This is a genomic window from Streptomyces sp. Y1 (genome assembly GCF_041053115.1).
Classification (GTDB): Bacteria; Actinomycetota; Actinomycetes; order Streptomycetales; family Streptomycetaceae; genus Kitasatospora; species Kitasatospora rubellomurina.
In genome coordinates this window covers 2,642,166-2,668,396 of record NZ_CP163445.1, presented here as the reverse complement: position 1 = coordinate 2,668,396, position 26,231 = coordinate 2,642,166, and the positions used below count along the sequence as shown (strand labels likewise).

Annotated in this window: 22 protein-coding genes and 1 riboswitch; of the genes, 12 read left to right on the top strand and 10 right to left on the bottom strand. The window is 73.4% G+C overall.

Annotated features, from left to right (window positions below; genetic code table 11):
• Positions 1-22: 22 nt before the first annotated feature.
• Both AB2U05_RS11130 and AB2U05_RS11125 read right to left on the bottom strand, forming a co-directional pair.
• A complete protein-coding gene (locus AB2U05_RS11130; protein WP_045694910.1) occupies positions 23-1,882 on the bottom strand; it encodes an ABC transporter ATP-binding protein in 1,860 nt (619 codons plus the stop codon).
• Positions 1,879-3,684 (bottom strand): ABC transporter ATP-binding protein, encoded by a 1,806-nt coding sequence (locus tag AB2U05_RS11125; RefSeq protein ID WP_045694914.1) that lies wholly within the window; start codon positions 3,682-3,684, stop codon positions 1,879-1,881. Before AB2U05_RS11125 ends, AB2U05_RS11130 begins: the two co-directional genes overlap by 4 nt.
• Before the next feature lie 238 nt (positions 3,685-3,922).
• Here AB2U05_RS11125 and AB2U05_RS11120 point away from each other — a divergent pair, with 238 nt between their 5' ends.
• Positions 3,923-5,353: a family 2B encapsulin nanocompartment shell protein gene (locus AB2U05_RS11120; RefSeq protein ID WP_369183125.1), complete on the top strand. Its 1,431-nt coding sequence runs from the start codon at positions 3,923-3,925 to the stop codon at positions 5,351-5,353.
• Between the two features lie 8 nt (positions 5,354-5,361).
• On the opposite strand, the gene glgX is transcribed toward AB2U05_RS11120, so the two are convergent.
• Positions 5,362-7,530: a glycogen debranching protein GlgX gene (glgX, locus tag AB2U05_RS11115; RefSeq protein ID WP_045709685.1), complete on the bottom strand. Its 2,169-nt coding sequence runs from the start codon at positions 7,528-7,530 to the stop codon at positions 5,362-5,364.
• 203 nt (positions 7,531-7,733) lie between these two features.
• Here glgX and AB2U05_RS11110 point away from each other — a divergent pair, with 203 nt between their 5' ends.
• From AB2U05_RS11110 to AB2U05_RS11095, 4 genes are all read left to right on the top strand, one after another.
• Entirely contained in the window at positions 7,734-8,960 is a 1,227-nt protein-coding gene (locus AB2U05_RS11110) for an Ig-like domain-containing protein (protein ID WP_052706475.1), read from the top strand.
• 186 nt (positions 8,961-9,146) lie between these two features.
• A complete protein-coding gene (locus AB2U05_RS11105) occupies positions 9,147-10,397 on the top strand; it encodes an Ig-like domain-containing protein (protein WP_244178914.1) in 1,251 nt (416 codons plus the stop codon).
• A 235-nt stretch (positions 10,398-10,632) separates the two neighbouring features.
• Positions 10,633-11,865, top strand: a complete 1,233-nt coding sequence (locus tag AB2U05_RS11100; protein WP_369183124.1) for an Ig-like domain-containing protein — start codon at positions 10,633-10,635, stop codon at positions 11,863-11,865.
• Between the two features lie 224 nt (positions 11,866-12,089).
• Positions 12,090-12,605, top strand: coding sequence for an ATP-binding protein (locus AB2U05_RS11095; RefSeq protein WP_244178913.1), 516 nt, complete (start codon positions 12,090-12,092; stop codon positions 12,603-12,605).
• Between the two features lie 296 nt (positions 12,606-12,901).
• Here the strand turns inward: AB2U05_RS11095 and AB2U05_RS11090 are convergent, their stop codons facing one another.
• Entirely contained in the window at positions 12,902-14,017 is a 1,116-nt protein-coding gene (locus AB2U05_RS11090; protein ID WP_369183123.1) for a DUF4185 domain-containing protein, read from the bottom strand.
• 364 nt (positions 14,018-14,381) lie between these two features.
• Between AB2U05_RS11090 and AB2U05_RS11085 the strand changes: the two genes are divergently transcribed.
• From AB2U05_RS11085 to AB2U05_RS11075, 3 genes are all read left to right on the top strand, one after another.
• Positions 14,382-15,317, top strand: coding sequence for a DMT family transporter (locus AB2U05_RS11085; protein WP_369183122.1), 936 nt, complete (start codon positions 14,382-14,384; stop codon positions 15,315-15,317).
• A gap of 104 nt (positions 15,318-15,421) precedes the next feature.
• Positions 15,422-15,922 carry a hypothetical protein gene (locus AB2U05_RS11080; protein ID WP_369183121.1) on the top strand — a complete coding sequence of 167 codons (501 nt, stop codon included), beginning with the start codon at positions 15,422-15,424 and terminating at the stop codon, positions 15,920-15,922.
• Positions 15,923-16,050: 128 nt separating this feature from the next.
• On the top strand, positions 16,051-16,545 hold the full coding sequence (locus tag AB2U05_RS11075) for a hypothetical protein (RefSeq protein WP_369183120.1): 495 nt from the start codon (positions 16,051-16,053) through the stop codon (positions 16,543-16,545).
• A gap of 32 nt (positions 16,546-16,577) precedes the next feature.
• On the opposite strand, the gene AB2U05_RS11070 is transcribed toward AB2U05_RS11075, so the two are convergent.
• Positions 16,578-17,651, bottom strand: coding sequence for an SUKH-4 family immunity protein (locus AB2U05_RS11070; RefSeq protein WP_045709680.1), 1,074 nt, complete (start codon positions 17,649-17,651; stop codon positions 16,578-16,580).
• Positions 17,652-17,751: 100 nt separating this feature from the next.
• On the opposite strand from AB2U05_RS11070, the gene AB2U05_RS11065 reads away from it, so the two are divergent.
• The 3 genes from AB2U05_RS11065 to AB2U05_RS11055 all read left to right on the top strand — a co-directional run bounded on the left by AB2U05_RS11065 (position 17,752) and on the right by AB2U05_RS11055 (position 19,317).
• On the top strand, positions 17,752-18,330 hold the full coding sequence (locus tag AB2U05_RS11065; RefSeq protein WP_369183119.1) for a DUF6368 family protein: 579 nt from the start codon (positions 17,752-17,754) through the stop codon (positions 18,328-18,330).
• A gap of 51 nt (positions 18,331-18,381) precedes the next feature.
• Positions 18,382-18,843 carry a nuclear transport factor 2 family protein gene (locus AB2U05_RS11060; RefSeq protein WP_045700041.1) on the top strand — a complete coding sequence of 154 codons (462 nt, stop codon included), beginning with the start codon at positions 18,382-18,384 and terminating at the stop codon, positions 18,841-18,843.
• Positions 18,844-18,945: 102 nt separating this feature from the next.
• Positions 18,946-19,317 carry a DUF6210 family protein gene (locus AB2U05_RS11055; protein ID WP_369183118.1) on the top strand — a complete coding sequence of 124 codons (372 nt, stop codon included), beginning with the start codon at positions 18,946-18,948 and terminating at the stop codon, positions 19,315-19,317.
• 29 nt (positions 19,318-19,346) lie between these two features.
• On the opposite strand, the gene AB2U05_RS11050 is transcribed toward AB2U05_RS11055, so the two are convergent.
• The 5 genes from AB2U05_RS11050 to gcvT all read right to left on the bottom strand — a co-directional run bounded on the left by AB2U05_RS11050 (position 19,347) and on the right by gcvT (position 24,860).
• Entirely contained in the window at positions 19,347-20,231 is an 885-nt protein-coding gene (locus AB2U05_RS11050) for a hypothetical protein (protein ID WP_369183117.1), read from the bottom strand.
• Between the two features lie 138 nt (positions 20,232-20,369).
• Positions 20,370-21,737 (bottom strand): L-serine ammonia-lyase, encoded by a 1,368-nt coding sequence (locus tag AB2U05_RS11045; RefSeq protein ID WP_045700039.1) that lies wholly within the window; start codon positions 21,735-21,737, stop codon positions 20,370-20,372.
• Between the two features lie 159 nt (positions 21,738-21,896).
• A complete protein-coding gene (glyA, locus tag AB2U05_RS11040; protein ID WP_045700038.1) occupies positions 21,897-23,177 on the bottom strand; it encodes a serine hydroxymethyltransferase in 1,281 nt (426 codons plus the stop codon).
• 80 nt (positions 23,178-23,257) lie between these two features.
• Entirely contained in the window at positions 23,258-23,638 is a 381-nt protein-coding gene (gene gcvH / locus AB2U05_RS11035; RefSeq protein ID WP_045700037.1) for a glycine cleavage system protein GcvH, read from the bottom strand.
• Between the two features lie 100 nt (positions 23,639-23,738).
• Positions 23,739-24,860, bottom strand: coding sequence for a glycine cleavage system aminomethyltransferase GcvT (gene gcvT, locus AB2U05_RS11030; RefSeq protein WP_045709677.1), 1,122 nt, complete (start codon positions 24,858-24,860; stop codon positions 23,739-23,741).
• Positions 24,861-25,090: 230 nt separating this feature from the next.
• Positions 25,091-25,195, bottom strand: a riboswitch (glycine riboswitch).
• A 191-nt stretch (positions 25,196-25,386) separates the two neighbouring features.
• Between gcvT and AB2U05_RS11025 the strand changes: the two genes are divergently transcribed.
• Complete coding sequence (locus tag AB2U05_RS11025; RefSeq protein ID WP_369183116.1) at positions 25,387-26,184, top strand: enhanced serine sensitivity protein SseB C-terminal domain-containing protein; 798 nt, start codon at positions 25,387-25,389, stop codon at positions 26,182-26,184.
• Positions 26,185-26,231: the final 47 nt, after the last annotated feature.

Here is a 26,231-nt window from a genome sequence, read left to right as displayed (position 1 = left end):
CCGGGCTGAACCATGGCCCGCGTCAGACGAGACTGTCCCGCCAGGCGCGGTGCAGGGTGGCGAAGCGGCCGGTGCCGTCGATCAGCTCCTGCGGGGAGCCGTCCTCGACGATCCGGCCCTGGTCCATCACCAGGACGCGGTCGGCGATCTCCACGGTGGAGAGCCGGTGCGCGATGATCACCGCCGTCCGGCCGGCCAGCACCGTGCGCATCGCCCGCTGGACGGCCTGCTCGCCGGGGACGTCCAGCGAGCTGGTCGCCTCGTCCAGGATCAGCACCGCCGGGTCGGCCAGCAGGGCGCGGGCGAAGGCGACCAGCTGGCGCTGCCCGGCGGAGATCCGGCCGCCGCGCTTGCGCACGTCGGTGTCGAAGCCGTCCGGCAGCGCGGCGATGAACTCGTACGCGCCGATGTCCCGGGCGGCCCGCTCGACCTCCTCGCGGGTCGCGGCGGGGCGGCCGATCGCGATGTTCTCGGCGACGGTGCCGGAGAACAGGAACGACTCCTGGGTCACCATCACCACCCCGCGCCGCAGCTCCGGCGTGGCGAGCTCGCGCAGGTCCACGCCGTCCAGCCGGACCCGGCCGCCGGTCGGGTCGTAGAACCGGGCCAGCAGCTTGGCGACCGTCGACTTGCCCGCGCCCGTCGCACCGACCACCGCGACGGTCTGCCCGGCCGGGATCACCAGGTCGAAGGGCGGCAGCACCTCCTTGCCGGTGCGGTAGGCGAACCGCGTCCGCTCGAAGCGCACTTCGCGCCCCCCGGCCGCCACTCGCCCGCTCGCCGGGAGGGCCGGCAGCTCCCGGGGCTCGGCCGGCTCGGTGACGGTCGGCTCGTGGGCGAGCAGGCCGGCGATCTTCTCCAGGGCGGCGGCCGCCGACTGGTAGCCGTTCAGGAACATCGCCAGCTGGTCGATCGGGTCGTGCAGCCGGCGCAGGTAGAGCACGACGGCGGTGAGCACGCCCAGCTCCAGCGCGTCGTGCATCACCAGCTGGGCGCCGAGCAGCACCACGCCGGTGATCCACAGGTTGGCGGTGACCCGGGAGAGGCCGACGTACCGGGCGATCTCCAGCAGGCCGTCCGCGGTCGTGGTCGCGGCCGTCCGGTTGACCACCGCGTAGGCGGCGTCGTTGGCCTTCTCGCGGCGGAACGCCTGCACCGGGCGGATGCCGTTCATGGTCTCGGTGAAGCGGACGATCATCGAGGCGGCGGACGTGCGGGAGCGGCGGTAGACCCGGATCGAGCGGTTGCGGAACGAGCGGGCGATCAGCGCCAGCGGCAGCAGGGACGCCAGCGAGACCAGGCCGAGCCGCCAGTCCAGCACCAGCAGCAGCACCGAGATGTAGCAGGTCGACAGGACGACGAGCAGCAGCTCCTGCAGCCCCTCGGACAGCAGCTCGCGCAGCGCGTCGATGTCGCTGGTGGCGCGGGAGATGATCCGGCCCGAGGTGTAGCGCTCGTGGAAGTCCAGACTGAGCCGCTGGGCGTGCCGGAAGATCCGGCCGCGCAGGTCCAGCAGCACGTCCTGGTTGATCCGGGAGCTGATCTTGACGAACGCCCACTCCAGCACCGGGCCGAGCAGCGCGCAGCACAGGTAGGCGGCCATCACCGCGATCAGCGGGCCGGCGTCGTGCTCGCGCAGCGCCGGGATGCCCCGGTCCATCGCGACGGCCACCAGCAGCGGCCCGGACTGCAACGCGGCCTGCTGGAGCAGGATCACCGTCATCGCGACGGCGATCCGGCCCCGGTGCGGGCCGAGCAGGGAGCGCAGCAGCGCCCGCGGCGCGCCGGGCGGGACGGGGATGTCCTCCTCGTCGGCCGGGGGCGGGAGCAGTTCCTCCTCGACCGGTTCGAGCTCGTCGACCGGCTCGGTGGTGGTGGTCATCGGGCGCTGCTCCCCTCGGGGACGGGGGCGGCCTCGCCCGACATCAGTTCGCGGTAGTGCGGGCAGTCGCGCAGCAGCTCCTGGTGGGTGCCGACCGCCTCGATCCGGCCGTCCGCCAGCACCGCGACCCGGTCGGCCAGCAGCACGGTGCTGGGGCGGTGGGCGACCACCAGGGCGGTGGTGGAGCCCAGCACCTCGCGCAGCGCCCGTTCGACCAGCGCCTCGGTGTGCACGTCCAGCGCGGACAGCGGGTCGTCCAGGACCAGGAACGCCGGGTCGCCGACCACGGCGCGGGCCAGCGCGAGCCGCTGGCGCTGCCCGCCGGACAGGCTCAGGCCCTGCTCGCCGACCTCCGTCCCGGCCCCCTCGGGGAGTCGGTCGACGAAGCCGGCCTGGGCGGTGGCGAGGGCCGAGCGCAGCTGCGCCTCGCTCGCGTCGGGGGCGCCCATCAGGACGTTCTCCCGGACGGTCGCGGAGAACAGGGTGGGCTCCTCGAAGGCGACGGCGACCAGCTCGCGCAGCCGCTGCCGGGGCAGCTCGCGGATGTCCCGGCCGTCCAGGGTGATGGTGCCGGCGGTGGGCTCGTACAGTCGGGGGAGCAGCGCGGTGAGGGTGGTCTTGCCGCTGCCGGTGGCGCCGACCAGGGCCATCGTCTCGCCGCTGCGGATGTGCAGGTCGACGCCGGCCAGCAGGTCGGGGCTGTCCTCGGGGGCGTCGGGGTAGCGGAAGCGGACGCCGGTGAGGCGGATGCCGTCCGGTTCGGTGCCGAGGTCGGCGCGGGTGCCCGGGTCGTCGGCCTCGGGGGTGTCCAGCACCTCGAAGACGCGGTCGGCGGCGGTGGAGGCCTCGTTGGCGTAGGCGAGCAGCCAGCCCAGCGACTCGACCGGGAAGCGCAGCGCGAGCGCGGTGGACAGGAAGGTGACCAGGTCGCCCGCGCTCAGCTGGTCGTGGGCGACGAGGTAGGAGCCGACCGCGAGGGCGCAGCAGACGGCGAGTTCGGGCAGGCCGGTGACGACGGACCACAGGTTGGCGAGCAGGTGGGCCTTGCGCAGCTCGGTGCGGCGCAGTTCGCGGGACTGCTCCCGGAAGCGGTCGGCCATCGAGCGGTGCCGGCCGAAGGCCTTGAGGATGCGGATGCCGAGCACGGACTCCTCGACCACGGTGGCGAGGTCGCCGTTCTGGTCCTGGGCGCGCCGGGACGCGTCGGAGTAGCGGCCCTCGAAGCGGCGGGTGATCAGGAGCAGCGGGACGGCGGGGGCCAGGAAGATCAGGGCGAGCCGCCAGTCCAGGCTGAACATCACCGCCGCGCCGGCCAGGAAGGTCAGCGAGTTGACGACCAGGAAGACCAGGGCGAAGGCCAGGAACAGCCGGATGACGTAGAGGTCGGACCCGGCCCGGCTGAGCAACTGGCCGGAGCCCCAGCGGTCGTGGAAGGCGACCGGGAGGCGCTGGAGCTTGCCGAAGAGGTCGGCCCGCATCCGCGCTTCGAGGTCGGCGAGCGGGCGGGACAGCACCACCCGGCGGGTGTAGAACAGCCCGGCCTCGATCAGGCCGAGGGCGAGCACCAGGCCGACCAGCGGCCACAGTGCGCCGGAGTCGTGGTCGGCGACCGGGCCGTCGACGATCCGGCCGAGCACCACCGGGACGGCGAGGGTGGTGAGCATGCCGAGGGTCGCGGCGGTGGCCGAGACGGCCAGCCGGCCGCGGACGGCCCGCGCGTAGGGCCACAGGCGCAGCAGCGAGCGGACCGTGGAGCGGCGCCCGCGCCCGGCGGTCTTGTCGTCATGTCGGTTCTCGGCCATCGCGGTGAGGGTAGGCCCGGTCCGCGTCATATCTCATCCGGTTTTTCACCCCTGACGGTGCCGCCCGACGAGAACCGGCCACCCGTACGGGCGGTGCGGGAGCGGGCGAAGGGGCGCGTACGGCCGTTCGTGCAGGAAGGAGTGCGTCGTGCGCCTCTTGCGGGCGCCACCGCATCGGCCGATTACATCTCCTGACGGATGCCCGAGTTCGGGAACCGAGTGACGGGAGATGAAGGACATGACGGTCGACACCGAGTCCGGCCCGGCCGGCGGCGCGGCGGCGCTGGTGCAGGTGCGGGCGCAGCTGAGCCTCAGCACGGCGGCGGCGCGGAACCTGGCGACGACGACCAAGTCGGCGCCGCAGATGCAGGAGATCACCTCCCGTTGGCTGCTCAAGATGCTGCCCTGGGTGCAGGTCAGCGCGGGGACGTACCGGGTCAACCGGCGGCTCAGCTACGCCACCGGGCGCGGCCGGGTGGGCTTCGCCAAGACCGGCACCTCGGTGAGCGTGATCGCCCCGTCGCTGACCGAGGTGCCCGCGCTGCGCGGTTTCGGGGACGAGGCGGTGCTGGAGGAGCTGGCCCGCCGGTTCGTGCAGCGGGACTTCGCCCCGGGCGACCTGCTGGTGCGCGAGGGCGAGCCGATCAGCGAGGTGTTCCTGATCGCGCACGGCAAGGTCGAGCGCCTCGGCACCGGCAAGTACGGCGAGGAGACGGTGGTCGGCACCCTGGCCGATGGCGACCACATCGGCGACGAGGCGTTGACCGAGGCGTCCGGCAACTGGCCGTACACGGTGCGGGCGGCGACGGCGGGCGTGGCGATGGCGCTGCCGTGGTCGCAGTTCCAGGAGCTCACCGACCGCTCCGCGGAGCTGCGCGAGCACCTGCTGGGCTTCGCGGCCGACGCCGCGCAGGCGCAGAACGCGCACGGCGAGGCGGACATCGACCTGTCGGCGGGCCACGAGGGCGAGGTCGAGCTGCCCGGCGCCTTCGTGGACTACGAGCTGAAGCCGCGCGAGTACGAGCTGAGCGTCGCGCAGACGATCCTCAAGGTGCACACCCGGGTCGCCGACCTCTACAACCAGCCGATGAACCAGACCGAGCACCAGCTCCGGCTGACCATCGAGGCGCTGCGCGAGCGCCAGGAGCACGAGCTGATCAACAACCCGGAGTTCGGGCTGCTCGGCAACACCGACTTCGACCAGCGGATCCAGACGCACTCCGGCGCGCCCACGCCGGACGACCTGGACGACCTGCTCGCGATGCGCCGCGACACCGACTACCTGTTCGCCCACCCGCGCGCGATCGCCGCGTTCGAGCGGGAGTGCAACCGGCTCGGCGTCTACCCCGGCACGGCCGAGGTGCTCGGCAAGCGGCGGCCGGCCTGGCGCGGGGTGCCGATCTTCCCGTGCAACAAGATCCCGGTGGCGGACAACCAGACCACCTCCTTCCTCGCGATGCGCGTCGGCGAGGACAACCAGGGCGTGGTCGGCCTCCACCAGATCGGCATCCCGGACGAGGTCGAGCCGGGGCTGAACGTCCGGTTCATGGGCGTCGACGAGAAGGCGATCACCTCCTACCTGGTGAGCGCCTACTACTCGGCGGCGGTGCTGGTGCCGGACGCGATCGGGGTGCTGGAGAACGTCGAGGTCGGGCACGCCCGCAGCTGAGCCACACGTCAGGGGAGTGCGGCGGGCGCGCGCAGCAGGAGCAGCGCGCGCCCGCCGAGCACCACCGCGCCGGCCGGGTGCGGCTCGCCCGCTCCGGCGGTGTCGACGACGGTCTCGTAGCGGGCCTCCGGCGCCGCCCAGGGCTCGCCGGGCAGGGTGAACACCACCGGTTCGTGGCCGGCGTTGAGGAGCAGCAGGAAGTCGTCGTCCCGCACCGGCCGCCCGGTGGCGTCCCGTTCGGACATCGCGCTGCCGGACAGCAGCATGCCGAGGCAGGCGGTCGGGGCGAACCAGTCGGCCTCGGTCATCTCCTTGCCGAGCGGGGTGAACCAGGCGAGGTCCGGGCGCCCGCCGGGGGCGGCGGCCCGGCCGGAGAAGAACGCCCGCCGGCGCAGCACCGGGTGGGCCCGGCGCAGCCGGACCAACCGGGCGGTCAGCTCGCACAGTTCGCGCCACTCGGGCCGTTCCAGTGTCGACCAGTCGACCCAGCCGACCTCGTTGTCCTGGCAGTAGGCGTTGTTGTTGCCGCCCTGGGTGCGGCCGAGCTCGTCCCCGGCGGTGATCATCGGGACGCCGGTGGAGAGCAGCAGCGTGGCCATCAGGTTGCGCAGTTGGCGCAGGCGCAGGGCGGTGACCTCCGGGTCGGTGGTCTCGCCCTCGGCGCCGTGGTTCCAGGAGCGGTTGTCGTCGGTGCCGTCCCGGCCGCCCTCGCCGTTCGCCTCGTTGTGCTTGCGGTCGTAGGAGACCAGGTCGCGCAGCGTGAAACCGTCGTGCGCCGTCACGTAGTTGACGGAGGCGTACGGGCGGCGGCCGTCGCGCTGGTAGAGGTCGGAGGAGCCGGAGAGGCGGTAGCCGAGCTCGCGGACGTCCGGGCGGGCGCCGCGCCAGAAGTCCCGTACGGTGTCGCGGTAGCGGTCGTTCCACTCGGCCCACAGCGGCGGGAAGCCGCCCAGCCGGTAGCCGCCCGGGCCGACGTCCCACGGCTCGGCGATCAGCTTCACCCGGGACAGCAGCGGGTCCTGGGCGACGGCGCTGAGGAACGGGTGCTCCGGGTCGACGCCGTCCGAGGCCCGGGCCAGGGCGGCGGCGAGGTCGAAGCGGAAGCCGTCCACGCCCATCTCGGCGACCCAGTGGCGCAGCGAGTCGGTGATCAGCCGGATCACCTGCGGGCGGCGGGTGTCCAGGGTGTTGCCGCAGCCGGTGTAGTCGGCGTAGCCGCGCGGGCGGTGCGGGGCGAGGCGGTAGTGGGCGGCGTTGTCGACGCCGCGCAGGGAGAGCGTCGGGCCCAGCTCGGCGCCCTCGGCGGTGTGGTTGAACACCACGTCGAGGATCACCTCGATCCCGGCGGCGTGCAGGGCGCGCACCATCCGCTTGAACTCGCCGACCTGGCCGCCGCGCGAGCCCGAGGCGGAGTAGCCGGCGTGCGGGGCGAAGTAGCCGATCGTGTTGTAGCCCCAGTAGTTGACCAGGCCGCGCGCCTGGAGGTGGTCCTCGCTGACGTGGTGGTGGACGGGCAGCAGCTCGACGGCGGTGACGCCGAGGCGGGTGAGGTGGGCGAGCGCGGCGGGGTGGGCGAGGCCGGCGTAGGTGCCGCGCAGGGCCGGGGGGACGTCGGGGTGGCGCATGGTGAAGCCGCGCACGTGCAGTTCGTAGAGGACGGTCTCGGACCACGGGGTCCGCGGGCGGTGGTCGTCGGACGGGCCGTCGGACCGGTGGTCGTCGTCCGCGACGACCACGGATCTGGGCACGTGGGCGGCCGAGTCGCGGTTGTCCCGGACGGTGTCGGCGACGTCGGCCTCCGGCCAGTTGCGGACGGCGGCGCAGACCGCGTCGTGCGCGGTGTAGTTGCCGTCGATCGCGCGGGCGTACGGGTCGAGCAGCAGCTTCGCCGGGTTCCAGCGGGCGCCCGTCCACGGGTCCCACCGGCCGTGCACGCGGTAGCCGTAGCGGGTGCCGGGGCGCACGCCCGGCAGGAAGCCGTGCCAGACCTGGACGTCCTGCTCGGTGAGGCGGTGCCGGGTCTCCCGGCCGTCCTCGTCGAACAGGCACAGGTCGACGGCCTCGGCGCCGGCCGCCCACAGCGCGAAGTTGGTGCCGGGGCCGCACGGCCCGTCCGGGCGGAAACGGGCACCGAGGGGGTGGGGGCTTCCTGGCCTCGTCCCGGCTTCCAGCTCCATGGCCCTGCCCTCCCTGGACGGGGTGTCCCGGACCCCGTGCCGTTGTTTCCTTCCCGGAATGCGGCGGGGGGAAGCCGTTGAACGGGGGCTTACCAGCGGATGGCTGTCCGGGGGGCGTGCTCCGGAGGGCGGGGCGAGGGCGTGTCCTCGGCTGGCCGGGGGTCGTTGTTCCCGGCGTTGGAACCGGACGGTGGGAGGCCCCGATGCGGCGCCGAGTACGGGTGTGGGCGCGGCATGCGGCGGCGGTGGGCTGCTGCTTGGCCGTCCTGGCGGGGTGCGGCGGCTCGGCGGGCGCCCCGGTCGGGGACGGCGCCTCGGCCACGGTCGTCGCGCCGCCTCCGCCGCCGTCGCGGGCGGTGCTCACGGTGCAGCCCGCGGACGGCGCGCAGGACGTGCCGCCGGAGGGGGCGGTGAAGGTGGCGGCGGCGCAGGGGAAGCTGCTGTCCGTCCGGCTGGCCGACGCCCGGGGGGCGGAGCTGCCCGGGACGATCGCCGCGGACGGCTCCTCGTGGGCGCCGGACGGGCCGCTGCCGCTGGGTACGGCGTTCACGCTGGACTCCGTCGCGGAGGACGACCAGGGGCAGAAGGCGGCCCAGCACGCGGAGTTCTCGACCGTCGCCCGGGCGCACACCTTCGTCGCGTTCTTCACGCCCGAGGACGGGTCGACGGTCGGGGTGGGGATGCCGGTGTCGCTGCGCTTCAGCCGCCCGATCGCGGACCGGGCGGCGGTCGAGCGGGCGGTGCAGGTGACCGCGGACCCGCCGGTGCCGGTGGCCGCGCACTGGTTCGGCAACCAGCGGCTGGACTTCCGGCCGCAGCAGTACTGGGCGGCCGGCACCAAGGTGGCGGTGGCGCTGCGGCTGAAGGACGTGCAGGGCGCGCCGGGCGACTTCGGCAGCCAGAACCGGGACCTGCACTTCACCATCGGCCGGGCGCAGGTCTCCACCGTGGACCTGGACGCGCACACGCTGACCGTCCGAGGAGGGCAGGGCGGCAAGGTGGTCCGGGTGCTCAAGGTGTCCGGCGGCAGCCCCGAGCACTCCACCTACCGCGGGGTGCTGGTGGTGTCGGAGAAGTACCAGGTGACCCGGATGAACTCGCAGACCGTGGGCATGGGCGACGAGTACGACATCAAGGACGTCCCGCACGCGATGCGGCTGACCGGCTCCGGCACCTTCGTGCACGGCAACTACTGGGCGAACCCCGGGGTCTTCGGCACCGCCAACACCAGCCACGGGTGCATCGGCCTGGCCGACACCAAGGGCGGCAGCAGCAAGGACACCCCGGCGGGCTGGCTGTTCGAGCACACGATCCCCGGTGACGTGCTGGAGGTGAAGGCCTCCGCGGGGGACTTCGTGCCGCCCTCGAACGGTCTCAACGGGTGGAACCTGCCCTGGGAGCAGTGGCTGGCCGGCAGCGCGCTGCGCTAGGCCCCGCCCGGCGGGCTTCACGGGGGGTTCACCCCCGCTCCACCCACCTCCCCTCCGGATTCACCCGGATGGCCCAGTTATCCTGCTCCGGCGCGTCGTGCCCCTGCTGGGGAAGATCGGCGCCCGGGTGCAACTCCCAGGGGCACTCGACGCGTCAAGAGAGTGGACAACGGGAGGGGAGAGACCGTGAAGACGGGTAAGGCGGCCGGCGCCGCGATACGCACCAGCCGGTTCGGGCGCAGGGGAGCTGCTGCGCTGGTCATGGGCGGGGTGCTGCTGCTGACCGCGGCCTGCAACGACGACAAGGGCGGTTCGGGCGGAGGTTCCGGGGGCTCCGGTGGCGACAACGCCGCCTCGGCCCCGGCGGACGCCGGCGGTGCGTCGGCGGCGCCGAAGACCTCGGCCGCGGTGCTGAACGTCGAGCCGAAGGACGGCGCCCAGGACGTCGCGCCGACCGGCCTGCAGGTGTCCGTCTCCAACGGCAAGCTGACCACCGTCGAGGTGACCGACAAGGACGGCAAGCCGGTCGAGGGTGCGATCACCCCGGACGGCACCGGCTGGAAGCCGGCGGCGGGCCTCGCGGTCGGCACGGCCTACAAGGTGAACGCGCAGGCCAAGGACGCGGACGGGCTGGTGGCCGCGTCCACCACCTCCTTCACCACGCTGACGCCGGAGAAGAAGGTCTCCACCAACGACAACATCAGCGACGGCGCCACCTACGGCGTCGGCATGATCGTCTCGGTGAACTTCACCAAGGACGTCAAGAACAAGGACGCCGTCCTCAAGGGCATCACCATCGACGCCGGCGGCACCGAGGTGAAGGGCCACTGGTTCGGCGACCGGCGGGTGGACTTCCGCCCGGCCGACTACTGGAAGCCGAACACGAAGGTCGTCATCAAGTACCGGCTGAAGAACGTCGAGGTCTCCCCGGGCGTCTACGGCGACGTGGACAAGGACGAGCCGTTCACCATCGGCCGCTCGCGGATCGCCACGGCGGACGCCAAGTCGCACCAGATGACCGTCGACCAGGGCGGCAAGGTCACCACCGTGCCGGTCACCCTGGGCGCGGACGCGACGCCGTCCTGGGGCGGGACGATGGTGATCATGTCCAAGGAGAAGGTCACCCGGATGAACTCGCAGACCGTCGGCCTCGGCGGCGAGTACGACATCCAGGACGTGCCGCACGCGATGCGGCTGACCACCTCCGGCACCTTCGTGCACGGCAACTACTGGTCCAGCCCGTTCGGCAAGACCAACGCCAGCCACGGCTGCGTGTCGATGGCCGACGAGAAGGGCGGCAGCGACTCCTCGGTGGCCGGCAAGTTCTTCAACGACTCGATCGTCGGCGACGTCGTGAAGATCGTGAACACCAAGGAGAAGACCGTCGCCCCGTCCAACGGGCTGGGCGGCTGGAACGTGGCCTGGGCGAACTGGTAGGCCGTACCGGTCCGCGGGTTCGATGAACCCGGGCGACCGGGGGATTCCGTTGGTTCTCATGCCGGCACCGTGCCGGCGGGTTTCATGCCGGGGCGGTCCGATCCTCACCCGTTGGGGTCGGGCCGTTCCGGTTTTCGGGGCGATGAGCCCCTCGAATGGCGCAACCTTTCCGGAGGGCCGGCGCATCTAGCGGTCGGGGCCCACGGGCCCCAGGGGAGCAGAGGGAGGGATCGACGTGAGGTCGATACGCAGAGTGGTGGCCGCCGGTGTGGTCGGCGGGGCGATGGTGCTGACGGCGGCCTGCAGCAGTGGCGGCAGCGGCGGCGGCAGCGCGGCCAAGGCCGACATCGGGGCCGGCGCGGCCCCCGCCCCGGCGGCGGCGGCAACGCCGGGCAGCGCCGCGCCGAAGGTGTCGCAGGCCGCGGTGAGCATCGAGCCGAAGACCGGTTCGGTGGACGTGGCGCCGACCGCGCTCAAGGTCGGCGCGACGGGCGGCAAGCTCACCACCGTCAAGGTGAGCGACAAGTCCGGCAAGGAGGTGCCCGGCACCATCGCCGCGGACGGCCTGAGCTGGACCCCGACCGCCGGCCTCTCGGTCGGCACGGCCTACCAGGTCAGCGCGATGGCGGCGGACGCCAACGGCGTGGTCGCCGAGGCGGACAGCAGCTTCACCACGCTGACGCCGGAGGTGCAGGCCAAGGCCGCCGACAACGTCGACGACAACGCGACGTACGGCGTCGGCATGATCGTCTCGGTGGAGTTCACCAAGGACGTCAAGAACAAGGACGCCGTCGCCAAGGGCATCTCCTTCGAGACCGACAACGGCACGGTCGTCAAGGGCCACTGGTTCGGCGACCGGCGGCTGGACTTCCGCCCGGAGAACTACTGGAAGCCGGGCACCAAGGTGACGGTGCACTACCGGCTGAAGAGCGTGGAGATCGCGCCGGGCGTCTACGGCGGTTCGGACCGGGACGAGCCCTTCACTATCGGGCGAAGCCAGGTCTCGACGGTTGACGCCGCCGCGCACCAGATGACCGTCGTCGGGGACAACGGCAAGACCGAGCAGATCGACATCACCTCCGGCTCGGACGACCACCCGACCTGGAACGGCACCATGGTCGTCATGTCCAAGGAGGGCACGGTGCGGATGCAGTCCAGCACCCTGCCCGGCATGACCGGCGCGCCGTACGACCTGCAGGTGCCGCACTCGATGCGGCTCACCACGTCCGGGACGTACGTGCACGGCAACTGGTGGGCCCGCAACGGCGTGTTCGGCGGGGACAACGTCAGCCACGGCTGCGTCGGGCTCAAGGACGCGGAGGGCGGCGGCAGTTCCACCACCGCCGGGAAGTTCTACGACAGCTCGATCGTCGGCGACGTCGTGATCGTCAAGAACTCGATCAAGAAGGAGACGCTGGAGCCGGACAACGGGCTCAGCGGCTGGAACCTGGGCTGGAGCCAGTGGTAGGCGGGCGCTGAGCCGCTGGTGAGCGGGCGTCGGGGTCAACCCGGGTTTGACCGGGGTGGCCCCGACGCGTTTTCCGACGCCTGTTCGGACGATCGCCGGGTGGTTCCGGATTGCTCCCGGCATATGCCGAACTGGGCGTGATCGTTTGCTCATTGTCCGTACGCGGCCGCTTGCGTTCCGCAATGATGGTCCGCATGGCGGGTTGGGGCGAAACAGATCAGTCAGTGGTTACCGTGGCCGGCGCGGTCGCGGAGGCGGCCTGGGCGGACGTTCCGGGCACACTCTCGGAGTTGGAGCGGCTCAGCTCGGCGGAGCTGGAGGAGATGTACTCCCCCAGACTGTGCGGCCAGTCCTCGCCGAACGAGGTGCGGCTGCCGTCCCGGCCGGCGTCGGCCAAGGTGGCCCGGCGGCTGGTGCTCTCCGCGCTGGCGTCCTGGGGCCTCCACCAGCACCTGGAGGCGGGGGAGTTACTCACCAGCGAGCTGGTCGCCAACGCCGTCCGGCACGCCGGCGGGCGCACCATCGGCCTGTACGTGGGCCGAAAGCCCGGGTGGGTGCGGATCGAGGTGCGCGACTCCTCGCGGTCGCTGCCCTGCATGATCCTCGCCGAGCCGCGGCCGGTGAACGAGCGCGGGCGGGGGCTGAAGGTCGTCGACGACCTGGCCGACCGCTGGGGCGCGGACCTGCTGCCGCGCGGGAAGGGCGTCTGGTTCGAGCTGAAGGTGCGCGACCGGAACTGAGCCGCCCGGCCGGCCGGTGCGACCGGCCGGGGATACGCGCAGGGCCCCCGGGTTCGCCGTGATCCGGCGATGGGGGCCCCTGCAAGTCATCGCGCCGGCCAAGGGGGTGCGTGCCGCACGATGGGCGTCGGCAGTGCCAGGTCGGGCCCGCCGAAGTCTTCGTTGCGTCGACTATCGCACGGATCTCAGCATGTGGGCAAACCGCGCGACTTGGAATGAAAGGTTTGTAACCTACTTCACCTTTGGATTTTGCATAGGTTAACGCTGCAACCTGTGAATATTCATGATCGCAGGGTTCAGGAGGGCATCGCGATCCGGTACTGCATGATCCGGTAGATCGTCGGGTCCGGGACGTACCACTGGCTGACGACGATGTGGAAGTCGCCGAACGTCGAGCCGGGGACCACGAAGCCGCCGTACGGGCTGAGGACGAGGTTGCCGGCCTCCTGGCCCGGGGCGCAGGGGAGGATCATGGTCTGCTCCAGCGTCCTGGTCAGGTCCGAGGTCGGGAGCGGGAAGACCATCGCCCTGATCGACAGCGGGTCCATGTTCAGCCAGGTGAGGACGTACTTGCCGTCCATGGCGCGGAAGCAGATCTCGCCCCACTTGCGGGTGCCGAAGACCGTCGTCGGGGCGGGCGCGTTCCACTGCCAGCCGCTGTCCGTGAAGCCCCACGGCTCGTAGGCGTCCGGGTTGCCGAGGCTGTCCTGGCGCACCCGGTGCAGCAGCATCCCGGATTCGACGTCGCGGTTGAAGACCGTCGACAGCACGTAGCAGTAGCCGTCGTCGGCCACGGCGTAGGTCTTCTGCTGGAACTGGCCGCCGTACAGGTCGGCCGGCCACTGGCACAGGTACTCCCAGGTCTCGCCGTTGTCGGTGGAGCGCCAGAAGTCCGTGTGGTGGGTGTCGTAGATGACGCCGCGCATCAGGTGCATGTACATCACGCCGTTGACGACGAACGCGTCGGACGGGATCGCCGTCGTGCGCTTGTCGCCGACCCAGGTGTGCGGCTCGTCGACCAGGCTGCGGGCGTGGTCGCCGCCGACGACGCCGTCGATGCGCAGGTTGTTCGGGTCCGCGCTGCTGGAGCGCAGGCCCACCGGGGCGTACCAGTCGCCGTCGCCCACGCCGCTGCCGTCGAAGGTGTCGCCGCAGACGAAGAGCATCGTGCCGTCCGGGCACCGCACGGGGATGCCGAGGTCCGTCCACGGCGCGCCGAACGGCCCGGTCTCGGCGAGGCCGCTGAGGTTCTTCACCTTGGTCGCGATGGTGGGAGCGGTCGGGTCGTTCGGGCCGCCGGCGATCGCGGCGGGAGCGCCGGCCGCGAAGGCCCCCGCTCCCACGGCGACGCCGATGCCGAGCTTGAGGACCTTGCGGCGGGTGAGGTCGTTCCCGGCGGGCGAGTGCGTCATGTGGTCTTCCCTGGCGAGGAGTTGTGCGAGTCCGGCGAGGCCGGCGAGTCCTGCGGTCTCCCGAGGCTATGGCGGGCCACCGGCGCGCCGTCGATCGGAGACGAACCTTCACCCGAACGAGCTAGGCATGGGTGCGGCCCGGCCGTAGCATCGGGGGCGTGAACCTCTACTGGCACGCCGTGCTGCCACCGCTCTGCGCCTGATCGGGCGTACGCGGTGGTCGTCAGACCCCTTCCCGAGCTCCGGTTCGGCCCGCTGAGGCCGCCGGGTGTCGTTGCGGCGTGCGCCCGTTCTCGAAACCACTCCCACTGACGGTTTTCGACGACGGAAGTTCACGACTGTGCCGAATCGTTTGTCCACGCCCGTGCCCACGCCCCTGCCCACCTCCACGCCCGTGCCCGCGTCCGGCCGGCCGGCCGGCGGCGCGCTGCCGATCCTGGCGGCCGCCCTGCTCTGGGGCACCACCGGGACGGCGGCCTCCCTCGCACCCGCCGCCGCCCCGGCCGCCGGGATCGGGGCGGCGGCCCTGGTGCTCGGCGGACTGCTGCTGTTCCTCACCGACCGCACCGCCCGGACCCTGCCCCGCACCTGCGGGGCCCGCGAACGCCGGCTGCTCGCGCTCGGGGCGGTGGCGGTGGTCGGCTACCCGCTGACCTTCTACCCGGCAGTCGCCCGCACCGGCGTCGCCGTCGCCACGGTGATCGCGCTCGGCAGCGCGCCGGTGTTCACCGGGCTGCTCGGGTGGCTCACCCGGCAGGGCCGGCCCGGCGGGCGCTGGGCCGGAGCCACCGGGCTCGCCGTGCTCGGCTGCGCCGTCCTCGTCCTCGGCCCCGAACTCGCGGGCGGGGGCGGGGCGGTGGACCTCCTGGGGGTGCTGCTCGCGGCGCTCTCCGGGCTCTCGTACGCGGTGTACTCGCTGATCGGCGGCCGGCTGATCGCGAACGGGCGGCCCTCGGGCGGGGTGATGGGCGCGATGTTCGGCGGGGCCGCGCTGCTGGTCTCGCCGGTGCTGCTGCTGCTCGGCGGCGGCGGTGGGGCGGGCTGGCTGCTCACGCCGCGCGGCGCCGGCGTGGTCCTGCACCTCGGGGTGATCACCACCCTCCTCGCGTACCGCCTCTTCGGCCGCGGCCTGCGCCACACCATCGCCCAGACCGCCACCACCCTCACCCTCGCCGAACCGGCCGTCGCGGCCCTCCTCGGCGTCGCCGCCCTCGGCGAACGCCTCCCGGCCGCCTCCTGGTGCGGCCTGGCCGTCCTCGCCGCCGGCCTCACGGTGCTCGCCCTCCCCGCCCGCCGCTGAGCCCCCGCCCGCGCGGGAAGTCGGCCCGGCCGACTTCCTGTGCGGCGGGCACCCGCGGCGAAACCCGCTCGACCGCGCCGCACCCGTACGGGGACCATGGGCGGATGTCGTCCACCGAACCCGCCGCCCGGGAGCTCCAGGAGCGCGCCGCCCTCTGGACCATCGGCGAGGTCCGCGCCCACGAGGTCGTCGACGCCGCCTGCGACGCACTCGTCGCCGGACTCGGCGGCCCCGCCCTGTGGGCCCTGGCCGCGTGCACGCGCGGCGAGGCGGACTGCGACGTGCCGGAGATCCTGCCGGCCGCGCTCGACGAGCTCGGCCTGACCTTCCACCCGGTCGGCAGCGAGGCCTGCCGGGAAGCCGCCGTCCGGGCACTCGCGAACCGGACGCTGGCCGGTCGGCTGACTCCCCGGGAGCTCGCCTCCCGGATCCACCTGCACTTCGGGCACCGGCTGCCCCTGGCCGAACGGCTCGCCGAGCTCGACGACGAGTACGACCTGGTCCACCTCGGGGCCGGGCGCGCCGCCGCGGAGGTCGACGCGGAGATCAGGGCCGAAGCCCTCCGACTGGCTCGGGACGCGCCGGCGCACTCGTCCGGCCGCTGAGCCCCGGTGCGGTGGCCGGTTGCCGTCCGCATGGTTGAACGTGTTCAAGGGGCGTGCCAGGCTGGCGGCGGGCCGATCGTTCGTACCGCTGGGGGCGCGGCGCGGGCCCGCGGATCTGTGGGGGAGACGTGGTTTCAGGGACGCGGGCCGGCCGGCTCGTCCGGTGGGGCGCGGTGGCGGTGGGGGGCCTGGCCCTCTACGCCGCCTGTGCGGTCATGGAGGCCGGGGGCGACCGCGCCGTGATCGAGCAGGCCGACCTGGTGGGGGACTGGGGCAACCGGGACGGCACCCGACTGCACATCGCGGGCGAGCACAGCGTGTCCATCAGCGGCCTCGACCAAGCCGTGCCCGACAACGGATGCCCGATGACCGTGTCGGTCGGGACGTGGAGCTTCCTCGAACCGAAGGGCTCACGCCGGACCTCCCCGCCCCCTGAGCCGCTGACCGGGAGCGATGCCGTCGACCTGGAGCTGAAGCCGGACGTGGGCTACCCCCGCGCCTGCTCGGTCTTCGTGAAGGTGCAGCGCGACGACGACGGGTACGACCTCTGCCTCGTCATGGACCCGGACCAGACCTGCATGGACGATGAACTCCTCCGCAAGCGCGGGCCTCGGAACGGCTGACCTGGCTGACCGCTGACCGCTGACCGGCCCGGTCAGGCCAGGAGGCCGCCGGTGTAGGGGTCTTCGGCGAGGAGCCGCCAGGAGTGCCGGGGGGTGGCGAAGGACTCCGGGTCGACGGCCTCGACCAGGCCGTCGACCTCGGTGCGCAGGAAGGAGTGCGGGTCGAAGACCGTCCAGTCGTCGTCGCCGTCCCCGTCGTGCCAGTCCTGCCCGCCGTACTCCCAGCGGTCCCAGTGGGCGCGCACCCGCTCGTACGTCCACAGGGCGTAGAGGAGGGCGGAGAGGTCGCGGTTGAGGTAGCGGGCGGGGTCGTCGGCGCCGTGCAGGCCGGGGAGTTCGAGGCGGCCGGTGGTGCCGTCGAGCGCGATCACCAGGTCGTGCGGCCAGTAGCCGAGGGCGAGGTGGTGGGTGAGCTCGGCGAAGTCGTCGGGGTACCTGGCGGCCATGGTGGTGAGCGGGGCGTCCGGGTGGACGCCGAGCATCTCGCCCTCCAGGGGCAGGCCGGCCTCGACGAGGAGCCGGCGGGTCGGCTCGTGGGTGAGCTCGGCGGGCAGCTCCTCGGGGCGGTAGCGGCGGACGGCGGCGTCCTCCTCGTCGAGCAGGCGGGCCAGGTCGGCGACGAGGTCCGGCTCGAAGTCGTAGGCGAGGCCGTCCGGTTCGCCGGGGCGGGCGCCCCAGGCCAGGGCGGCGATCAGCAGCGCGGTGTGCCAGTGCGGGGGCGGGGCGCCCCGGGTGAACAGCTCCGGGTCGAGCGCCCGCATCCGCTGCTCGGCCGCCGATCGCACGGCGTCCGCCACCGCGGCACCCCGGCGGCCGCCGAACGCCGCGCGGTCGGCGGCGCCGGTCGCGACCGCCTCGACCTCCCGCACCAGGGCGGCGAGCGCGGGCAGCGAGGAGGCGAGCAGGTCGCCCTCGTCCTCCCGGCCGGACTCCTCGGCGAGCCGGACCTCGCCGGTCTCGCCGTCGAGGACGACCAGGCTGCCGCAGTAGGCCGTCCCGCCGAGGACGGTCCACCGCCCGCCCCCGGCCGGCGCGGTGCCGGGGGAGCGGAACTCCAGGAAGGCGCCGCTCGCCGGCAGCGCGGCGATGCCCGTACGGTCCGTCATGACTCCCCCTCCGATCCGATGACTGGCCAGAGCGTACGTGACGGCCCTGACAACGGGCGCGCGGGGAAGGCAGGATGGTGGGCGGGGAAGGGTGGGCGGCATGGCGGGACCGGCAGCGGGGCTGTGGCTGTTCGAGCGGCGGGAGTTCGGGGACGTCCGGGCCGAGGCGGCCGCGTGGCTGGAGGGCTTCTGCGCGCCGGTCGAGACCGGGGTCGGCGGCGACCTGGACTTCCGGGTGCGGGACGCCACGGCCCTGGGGCCGGTGGTGCCGGACCTCGCCGACCTCGGGGTGTTCTTCCTGTCGGAGGACGAGGAGATGCCGGCGGAGGACGAGGACTACTCGGCGTTCCCGCGGCCGCCGGTGCAGGGCCTGGTGCTCGGCGCGGGCTGCTCCGGCCCGGCGAACCACCGGATGCTCGACCACCTGGCCCTCGCGCTCGCCGAACGCCTCGGCGCGCTGGTCGACTTCGACGGCGTGCTGGGCTATCGCACACCGCGCGACGACGCGGGCGACGAGGCGCTGCCGGCCGGGGCGCGGGCGCTGGTCGCCGCCCTCCCGGGCCGGGTGGTGGAGGTCCCGTACGACACCGGCGGCGGCGAGCGGTGGTTCCGGCACGTCGGCGACGCGGAGTTCCTGGCGGCCTGGCTGCGGCACCCGGCCTTCCGCCTGGTCACGTAGACAGTCGGCCTAGGGTGGGGTGATCACCGGACCAGCGGAGGAGTGGCAGCCATGACCGACCAACACCCCACCGGGCCGGGACCGTTCGAGCTCCTCGCGCGGTACCGGCAGGCGATGCTCGACATGGACGCGGACGCGCTCGCCGACCTCTACGCCGAGGACGCCGTGCACGAGTTCCCGTTCCTGTTCCCCGGGATGCCCGAGGCCTACCGCGGCCGGGAGGAGGTGCGGGCCGGGTACCGGGCCGCGTGGGGGGCGAGTGCGGCACGGGTGGCGGAGATCCGCGAGGTGGCCGCGCACCCGGGCGCGGACCCGGAGGTGGTGGTGGTCGAGCAGGTGGTGCACGGCACGATCAGCGGGACGGGCAAGCCGTTCGCGTTCCCCGGGCTGCTGGTGCTCCGGGCCCGGGGCGGCCGGATCGTGCACGTCCGCGACTACATGGACGGCCTCGGCGTGGCCGCCGGAACCGGCCGACTGGCCGCCGTGGCAGCGAAGTTGGCGGAACCGGCCTGACCGGGAGCCCGGGGCCGGCAAAGCCGTTGAGCCCGTGGGCGGCGGTCGGGAAGACTGCCGCCCATGGGCTTTCGACGCTTCGTGTCCCTCGACCCTGACGGCATGGCGGAGAGCGGTTGGCTGTACGTGGTGGTCGAGGCTCCGACCGGGGTCGTCCACCGGCACCAGTACGGCGGCACCGCGTGCCGCCAGGGCCGGGTGGAGGGCTTCCTGGTCCCGGTGTGCGGCCCCGGCGCGGCGGCCGGCCTGCGCGAGCTGTTCGAGGGCGGGGGCGAGCCCTGCGGCGCCGACGCCCGGGACCGGAGGCTGCGCGCGCTCGTGGCGGGCATCGTCTACTGGGCGTGCGACGGGCGGGCCGAGGAGCCGCACGCGCTGCGGGTGGACGAGGGCCGGGCCCGGGAGATCGACGAGGCGTGGGTGCCGGTGGTCACCCCGGACGGGCCCGGCGTGCTGGTCTGGCCCAACTCGGACTGAGCCCGCCTCGGACTGAGCCCTGGCCGGGCTCAGCCGGCCGGAGTGGCCGGGCAGTGCCCGCTGAGGCAGAAGCCGGCGACGAGGCTCGCCTGGACGTCCCGCAGCGGGGTGGGCCAGCTGGTCTCGGGGCCGGCGACGAGCAGGGCGTACGCCTGGCCGTCCGGGCCGGTGACGATCTGGTCGACGGTGTGCCGGACGCCGCGCCCCGCCAGGTCGTAGGAGTACTCCAGCACCGCGCCGCCGCCCGGCGTCCGGTCCAGCCGCAGGCGCCGGTAGCCGGGGAAGCGGCCGGAGTCGGCGGCGAGGCTGCTGTCGGTGGAGGTGGCCTGGGCGTACGGGCTGTCGCCGCCCATCGAGAACACCTGGATCAGGCTGTTGCCGTCCGGCGAGTCGTAGAAGACGGACGTGCCGTCGACGCGGCGCTGCCAGCCGTCCGGCACCGGCAGGGTGAAGCCGGCGGCGTCCTGGGTGGGCGTGGTGTGCAGCCCGGTGGTGGGCGTGGCGGACGGCGTGGGCGTGGCCGTGGGCGTGGGGCCGCCGGACGGGGTCGCCGGGAAGGTGAACTCGGGGTAGGGCGGCGGAGCGTCCGAGGCCCTGGTGCTCGGCAGGGGCGTGCCGAGCGGGGTGGCCGTCGCCTTCGCGTGGTCGTCGTGCCGCCCGTACAGGTACCACCCGCCGCCACCCGCGACGGCCCCGAGCAGCACGCCGACGAGCGCCGCCACCAGCACGGGCCGCCGCCGCCCGCCGGGACGGTCCGGGGGCGGCGTCGGCCGGGGCCCCGCCGGCGCCCGCAGCAGCGGCGCCGTCAGCGGCGGCGGAACCGCCCCGACCGGAGGCGGCACGGCCCCGAGCGGCGGCGGGGGCGGCGGTGCCGGCACCCACTGCTGCCGCTGCGCGTCCCAGATCTCCCCCACCAACGCCCCCCCGAAGTCCGTGACCGACCGCTCGGCCGAGACCGGAGACTACCGTGGCAGAACGCCCGGCCGCGCCGGAAGCCCCCGGCGCGGCCCTCCCGGCCGCGTGATCAGCACTCGACGATCAGCACTCGACGATCAGCACTCGATGACGTTGACCGCGAGCCCGCCCCGCGACGTCTCCTTGTACTTGATCTTCATGTCGGCCCCGGTCTCCTTCATCGTCTTGATCGCCTTGTCCAGCGAGACGTGGTGCCGCCCGTCCCCGCGCAGCGCCATCCGGGCCGCCGTGACGGCCTTGACGGACGCCATGCCGTTGCGCTCGATGCAGGGGATCTGGACGAGGCCGCCGACCGGGTCGCAGGTGAGGCCGAGGTTGTGCTCGATGCCGATCTCGGCGGCGTTCTCGACCTGCTCGGGGGTGCCGCCGAGCACCTCGGCGAGGCCGCCGGCGGCCATCGAGCAGGCGGAGCCGACCTCGCCCTGGCAGCCGACCTCGGCGCCGGAGATGGAGGCGTTCTCCTTGAAGAGCATGCCGATGGCGCCGGCCGCGAGCAGGAAGCGGACGATGCCGTCGTCGTCCGCGCCCGGGATGAAGTTCAGGTAGTAGTGCAGGACGGCCGGGATGATGCCCGCCGCGCCGTTGGTCGGCGCGGTGACGACCCGCCGGCCGGAGGCGTTCTCCTCGTTCACGGCCATCGCGTAGAGGGTCACCCACTCCATCGCGTTGGCCGGGCCGATGCCCTCGGCGCGCAGCGCCCGGGCGCCCGAGGCGGCCCGGCGGCGGACCTTGAGGCCGCCCGGCAGGATGCCCTCGCGGGTCATGCCGGCCCGCACGCACTCCTGCATCACGGACCAGATCTCCAGCAGCCCGGTGCGGATCTCCTCCTCGCTGCGCCAGGCCTTCTCGTTCTCCAGCATCAGGCCGGAGATCGACAGCCCGGTCTCCCGGGTGAGGCGGAGCAGCTCCTCGCCGGTCCGGAAGGGGTAGCGCAGCGCGGTGTCGTCGGGCTTGACCCGGTCGGCGCCGATCGCGTCCTCGTCGACGACGAAGCCGCCGCCGACCGAGTAGTAGGTCTTCTCCAGCAGCGTCGAGCCGTCCGCCGCGAACGCCCAGAGGGTCATGCCGTTGGCGTGGTAGGGCAGCGAGCGGCGGCGGTGCAGGATCAGCTGGCTGTCGGGGTCGAAGTCGATCGGGTGCTCGCCGAGCAGGTTGATCCGCTTCTCGGCGGTGATCCGCTCGACGTCCTTGTCGGCCTGGTCGACGTCGACGGTGCGCGGCGAGTTGTTCTCCAGGCCGAGCAGGACGGCCTTCGGGGTGCCGTGGCCGTGGCCGGTGGCGCCCAGCGAGCCGTAGAGCTCGGCGCGGACGGCCGTCACCTGGGTCAGCAGGCCTTCGGTCCGCAGCCGGCGGGCGAACATCCGGGCGGCGCGCATCGGGCCGACGGTGTGGGAGCTCGACGGGCCGATGCCGATGGAGAAGAGGTCGAAGACGCTGATGGCCACGGGGGGACGTCCTTGTCTGGTCTCGTGGAAGGACTGGAGCGTGGAGGGGGAGCGGGGCGCCGCATGAGGAGGGGCACCGCGCGCACTTCCAGTGTGCGCGGTGCCCCGGGGCCCCAGGTACGCCGGCGGGGTGAGACAGGTCACCCCGGCCCGGCCGCACTACTCCTGGTTGGCGAGGTTCGGGTACAGCGGGTACTTCTCGGCCAGCGCGGTGACGCGGGCCTTCAGCGCGGCGGCGACGGTCTCGTCGAAGGCGGGCTTGAGCGCCTCGGCGATGATGTCGGCGACCTCGCGGAAGTCCTCGGCCCGGAAGCCGCGGGTGGCCAGGGCCGGGGTGCCGATGCGCAGGCCGGAGGTGACCATCGGCGGGCGCGGGTCGTTCGGGATGGCGTTGCGGTTGACGGTGATGCCGACCTCGTGCAGGCGGTCCTCGGCCTGCTGGCCGTCGAGCTGGCTGTTGCGCAGGTCGACCAGGACGAGGTGGACGTCGGTGCCGCCGGAGAGCACGCTGGCGCCGGCCTCGGCGACGTCGGCCCGCAGCAGGCGCTCGGCCAGGATCCGCGCGCCCTCCAGGGTGCGCTGCTGGCGCTCCTTGAACTCCTCGGACGCGGCGACCTTGAAGGCGACGGCCTTGCCCGCGATCACGTGCTCCAGCGGGCCGCCCTGCTGGCCCGGGAAGACCGCGGAGTTGATCTTCTTGGCCCACTCGGCCTTGGACAGGATGACGCCGCCGCGCGGGCCGCCCAGGGTCTTGTGGGTGGTGGTGGTGACGACGTCCGCGTACGGCACCGGGTTGGGGTGCAGGCCCGCGGCCACCAGGCCGGCGAAGTGCGCCATGTCCACCATGAGCAGGGCGCCGACCTCGTCGGCGACCCGGCGGAACTCGGCGAAGTCGAGCTGGCGCGGGTAGGCGGACCAGCCGGCGATGATCAGCTTCGGCTGGTGCTCCTTGGCGAGGCGCTCGACCTCGGCCATGTCGACCTGGCCGGTCTTCTCGTCGACGTGGTACGCGACCACGTTGTAGAGCTTGCCGGAGAAGTTGATCTTCATGCCGTGGGTCAGGTGACCGCCGTGGGCCAGGTTCAGGCCCAGGATGGTGTCGCCCGGCTGGATCAGCGCGAACATGGCGGCGGCGTTGGCCTGCGCGCCGGAGTGCGGCTGGACGTTGGCGTGCTCGGCGCCGAACAGGGCCTTGATGCGGTCGATCGCGATCTGCTCGACCACGTCGACGTGCTCGCAGCCGCCGTAGTAGCGGCGGCCGGGGTAGCCCTCGGCGTACTTGTTGGTGAGCACCGAGCCCTGGGCCTCCATGACCGCCACCGGGGCGAAGTTCTCGGAGGCGATCATCTCCAGGGTGGTCTGCTGGCGGTGCAGCTCGGCGTCGACCGCGGCGGCGATCTCCGGGTCGAGGGCGTGCAGGGACTGGTTCAGAACCGTCATGGTGTGGTCTTCCCGGGAGGAGGAGGGAAAGGGGCCGGGGCGGGACGGGCCGCGCTGCCGCGGCCCGCCCCTGCGGGGGCTCAGCCCTGCGGGTTGGTGAGCGCGTCGTACTCGGCGGCGCTGAGCAGCTCGTCGGTGGACTCCACGCGGACCTTGAACAGCCAGCCGCCCTCGAACGGGGCGCTGTTGACCAGGGCGTTGTCGTCCAGGACGTCCTGGTTGACCTCGACGACCTCGCCGGTCACCGGGGAGTACAGGTCGCTGACCGACTTGGTGGACTCCAGCTCGCCGCAGGTCTCGCCGGCCTCGACGGTGTCGCCGACCTCGGGCAGCTGCACGTAGACGATGTCGCCGAGGGCGTCGGCGGCGTGCTTGGTGATGCCGACCGTGGAGACACCGTCCTCAGCGGCGGTCAGCCACTCGTGCTCCTTGGTGTACTGCAGGTGCTGGGGGTTGCTCATGGCGTCATTCTCCAGGATGGGAAGCGGGTACGACGAAGCGGGCCGCCACTCGGACGGCTGCGACGTGCGCGTATGGGAAAGCGGGGGGAGCGGGGAGGGGTCAGCGCGCGCGCTTGTAGAACGGCAGCGCGACGACCTGCACCGGCTCGTGCTTGCCGCGCACGTCCACCGCGACGGTGGTGCCGGGGGCGGCGTGGGCCGCGTCCACGTAGGCCATCGCGATCGGCCGGCCCAGCGTCGGGGACGGCGCGCCGGAGGTGATCCGGCCGATCGGGGCGCCCTCGGTGGAGACCACGGTGTACTCGGCGCGCGGCACCCGCTTGCCCTCGGAGACCAGGCCGACCAGGACCTTCGGAGGGTTGGTCTCGGCCGCGGCGGCGGCCCGCTCCAGGGCGGCGCGGCCGACGAAGGCGCCGTCGTTGGTGGTCTTGTCGAAGCGGACGACCCGGCCCAGGCCCGCGTCGAACGGGGTCAGGTCGGTGGACAGCTCGTGCCCGTACAGCGGCATGCCGGCCTCCAGGCGCAGCGTGTCGCGGCAGGACAGGCCGCACGGCACCAGGCCGCGGCCCTCGCCGGCCTCGGTCAGCGCCTGCCAGATCGCCTCGGCGTCGGCCGGGGCGCAGAAGATCTCGAAGCCGTCCTCGCCGGTGTAGCCGGTGCGGGCCAGCAGCACGTCGCGGCCGGCCACCTGGGCGGGGAGGATCGCGTAGTACTTCAGGCCGGGCAGGTCGGCCTCGGTGGTCCCGGCCAGGATGCCGGTGGCCTCCGGGCCCTGGACGGCGATCAGCGCGTAGGTGTCGCGGTCGTCGGTGACGACGGCGTCGAAGCCCTTGGCGCGGGCGATCAGCTCGTCGAGGACCAGCTGGGCGTTGGAGGCGTTGGCGACGACCAGGAAGGCGTCCTCGCGCAGGCGGTAGACGATCAGGTCGTCCAGGATGCCGCCGTTCTCGGCGCAGATCATGGTGTAGCGGGCGCGCAGCTCGCCGAGCGCGGAGACGAAGCCGACCAGCGCGTGGTCCAGCATCTCGCCGGCCTGCGGGCCGGTGACGGTGATCTCGCCCATGTGCGAGAGGTCGAACAGGCCGGCCTTGGTGCGGACGGCGAGGTGCTCCTCGCGCTCGCTGCCGTAGCGCAGCGGCATGTCCCAGCCGGCGAAGTCGGTCATGGTCGCGCCGAGGGCGCGGTGCAGCGCGTCGAGCGCGGTCAGGCGGAGGGACGACATGGCCAGGAACTCCTCGGTCGGGGCACTCAGGGGTGCGCGTGCCGGACCGGACCCGCTCGGGGGCCGACCCTGCGCGCGGGCATGCGGCGGCGTGGGTCTCCCCATCTGTCGTCGAACCTGAGAGCTTCACCGCCCACTGCCCGGTGCTGGTTTCCAGCATCGGGGACAGCATGGCGGCTTGCACCGTGGGTGGGCGCGCGACCGGGCCGTGCGCCGCTTTCCAGATGTGCCTAACCCGTGCGGTAGGGGGGCCTGAGAGATTCCGGGGAGGACTTGCTCCTTCGGCGCCGGCTGTGCCGCCGTGGCGGCACTCCGGGCTCTCCCGCGCGGGTTCGAGCGGCCGGTGTGGAGTTGTGGAGCCCGCGGCGCATGCCGTCGGACGCGCACATCATGGCACGTCCGGGGCGGCGAAGGGAGAGGGGGCTGGGTCACACCCGGCCCCAGCACCGAACACGCCCTCTAAACTGCTCCGCGTCGGTGCGGCACAGGGCGGCCGGCGGCGGAGCGGCGGCGGACGGGGTGCCCGGTGGAGCAGCAGCAGGGGTGGGGCGGTCCGGACTCGGCGCCGCAGGGCGGCACGTGGCCGGCCAACGAGCTGGAGCAGGTGCTGACCGCCGCGCTGGGCGACCCGGGCGCGACGCCGCGGGTGATCGAGGTGCTGGCCCGCAGCCAGGTGTGGATCCCGCTGCCCGCCGGGGGCGACCCGCAGGGGCGGTCGCTGGACCTGCCGACCATCGAGCTGGGCGGCGAGCCGTACGTGCCGGTGTTCTCCTCGCAGGAGGTGTTCCTGCAGCAGGCGCCGGGGATGGCGTTCGCGGTCGCGCCGGTGTGGGAGTTCGCCCGCGGGCTGCCGCTGGGCGTGGGCATCGCGGTCAACCCGGAGGCGGCGGTGGGGATTCCGGTGCCGCCGCAGGGGGTGGCCGAGCTGCGCCGTGGCCCCCGGGACGCCGCTCGTTGGGAGCTTCCCGAAGGCGCTGCCGACGCCCTGACCGGCGGCCGGGTGGCGCTGCGCGAGCCGGTGCCGGGCGAGGACCCGGAGCACTTCCTGGCCGCCTGCCGGGCCGAACTCGCGGCCCTGCCCGGGGTGCTGACCGCGCGTCGGGCGCTGGCGAGCGTCGAGGGCGAGCCGACCGTGATGTTCGTGGGCGTCCAGCTCGACCTGGCGGCCCCGGCCGACCCGGCGGCGGTGAACGAGGCGCTCGGCCGGGCGCTGGGAACCGCGCCGCTGCCCGGTGGCGTCCACCTCGTGCTGCTCGACCTCGCCGAGGACCCGGTGGTCGAGTGGCTGCTCACCCGGGTCATGCCGTTCTACTCGCGGGTGTGAGCGGGGTCGGTTCACAGGCACGTCGCCGTGGCGGTGGCCGGTGCCGC

Coding starts and splice junctions, on each gene's coding strand:
- glyA (WP_045700038.1), bottom strand. CDS start 23,177: ATGACGGTTCTGAACCAGTCCCTGCACGCCCTCGACCCGGAGATCGCC.
- AB2U05_RS11060 (WP_045700041.1), top strand. CDS start 18,382: ATGACCGACCAACACCCCACCGGGCCGGGACCGTTCGAGCTCCTCGCG.
- AB2U05_RS11065 (WP_369183119.1), top strand. CDS start 17,752: ATGGCGGGACCGGCAGCGGGGCTGTGGCTGTTCGAGCGGCGGGAGTTC.
- AB2U05_RS11125 (WP_045694914.1), bottom strand. CDS start 3,684: ATGGCCGAGAACCGACATGACGACAAGACCGCCGGGCGCGGGCGCCGC.
- gcvH (WP_045700037.1), bottom strand. CDS start 23,638: ATGAGCAACCCCCAGCACCTGCAGTACACCAAGGAGCACGAGTGGCTG.
- AB2U05_RS11070 (WP_045709680.1), bottom strand. CDS start 17,651: ATGACGGACCGTACGGGCATCGCCGCGCTGCCGGCGAGCGGCGCCTTC.
- gcvT (WP_045709677.1), bottom strand. CDS start 24,860: ATGTCGTCCCTCCGCCTGACCGCGCTCGACGCGCTGCACCGCGCCCTC.
- AB2U05_RS11130 (WP_045694910.1), bottom strand. CDS start 1,882: ATGACCACCACCACCGAGCCGGTCGACGAGCTCGAACCGGTCGAGGAG.
- AB2U05_RS11110 (WP_052706475.1), top strand. CDS start 7,734: ATGCGGCGCCGAGTACGGGTGTGGGCGCGGCATGCGGCGGCGGTGGGC.
- AB2U05_RS11120 (WP_369183125.1), top strand. CDS start 3,923: ATGACGGTCGACACCGAGTCCGGCCCGGCCGGCGGCGCGGCGGCGCTG.
- glgX (WP_045709685.1), bottom strand. CDS start 7,530: ATGGAGCTGGAAGCCGGGACGAGGCCAGGAAGCCCCCACCCCCTCGGT.
- AB2U05_RS11055 (WP_369183118.1), top strand. CDS start 18,946: ATGGCGGAGAGCGGTTGGCTGTACGTGGTGGTCGAGGCTCCGACCGGG.
- AB2U05_RS11090 (WP_369183123.1), bottom strand. CDS start 14,017: ATGACGCACTCGCCCGCCGGGAACGACCTCACCCGCCGCAAGGTCCTC.
- AB2U05_RS11080 (WP_369183121.1), top strand. CDS start 15,422: ATGTCGTCCACCGAACCCGCCGCCCGGGAGCTCCAGGAGCGCGCCGCC.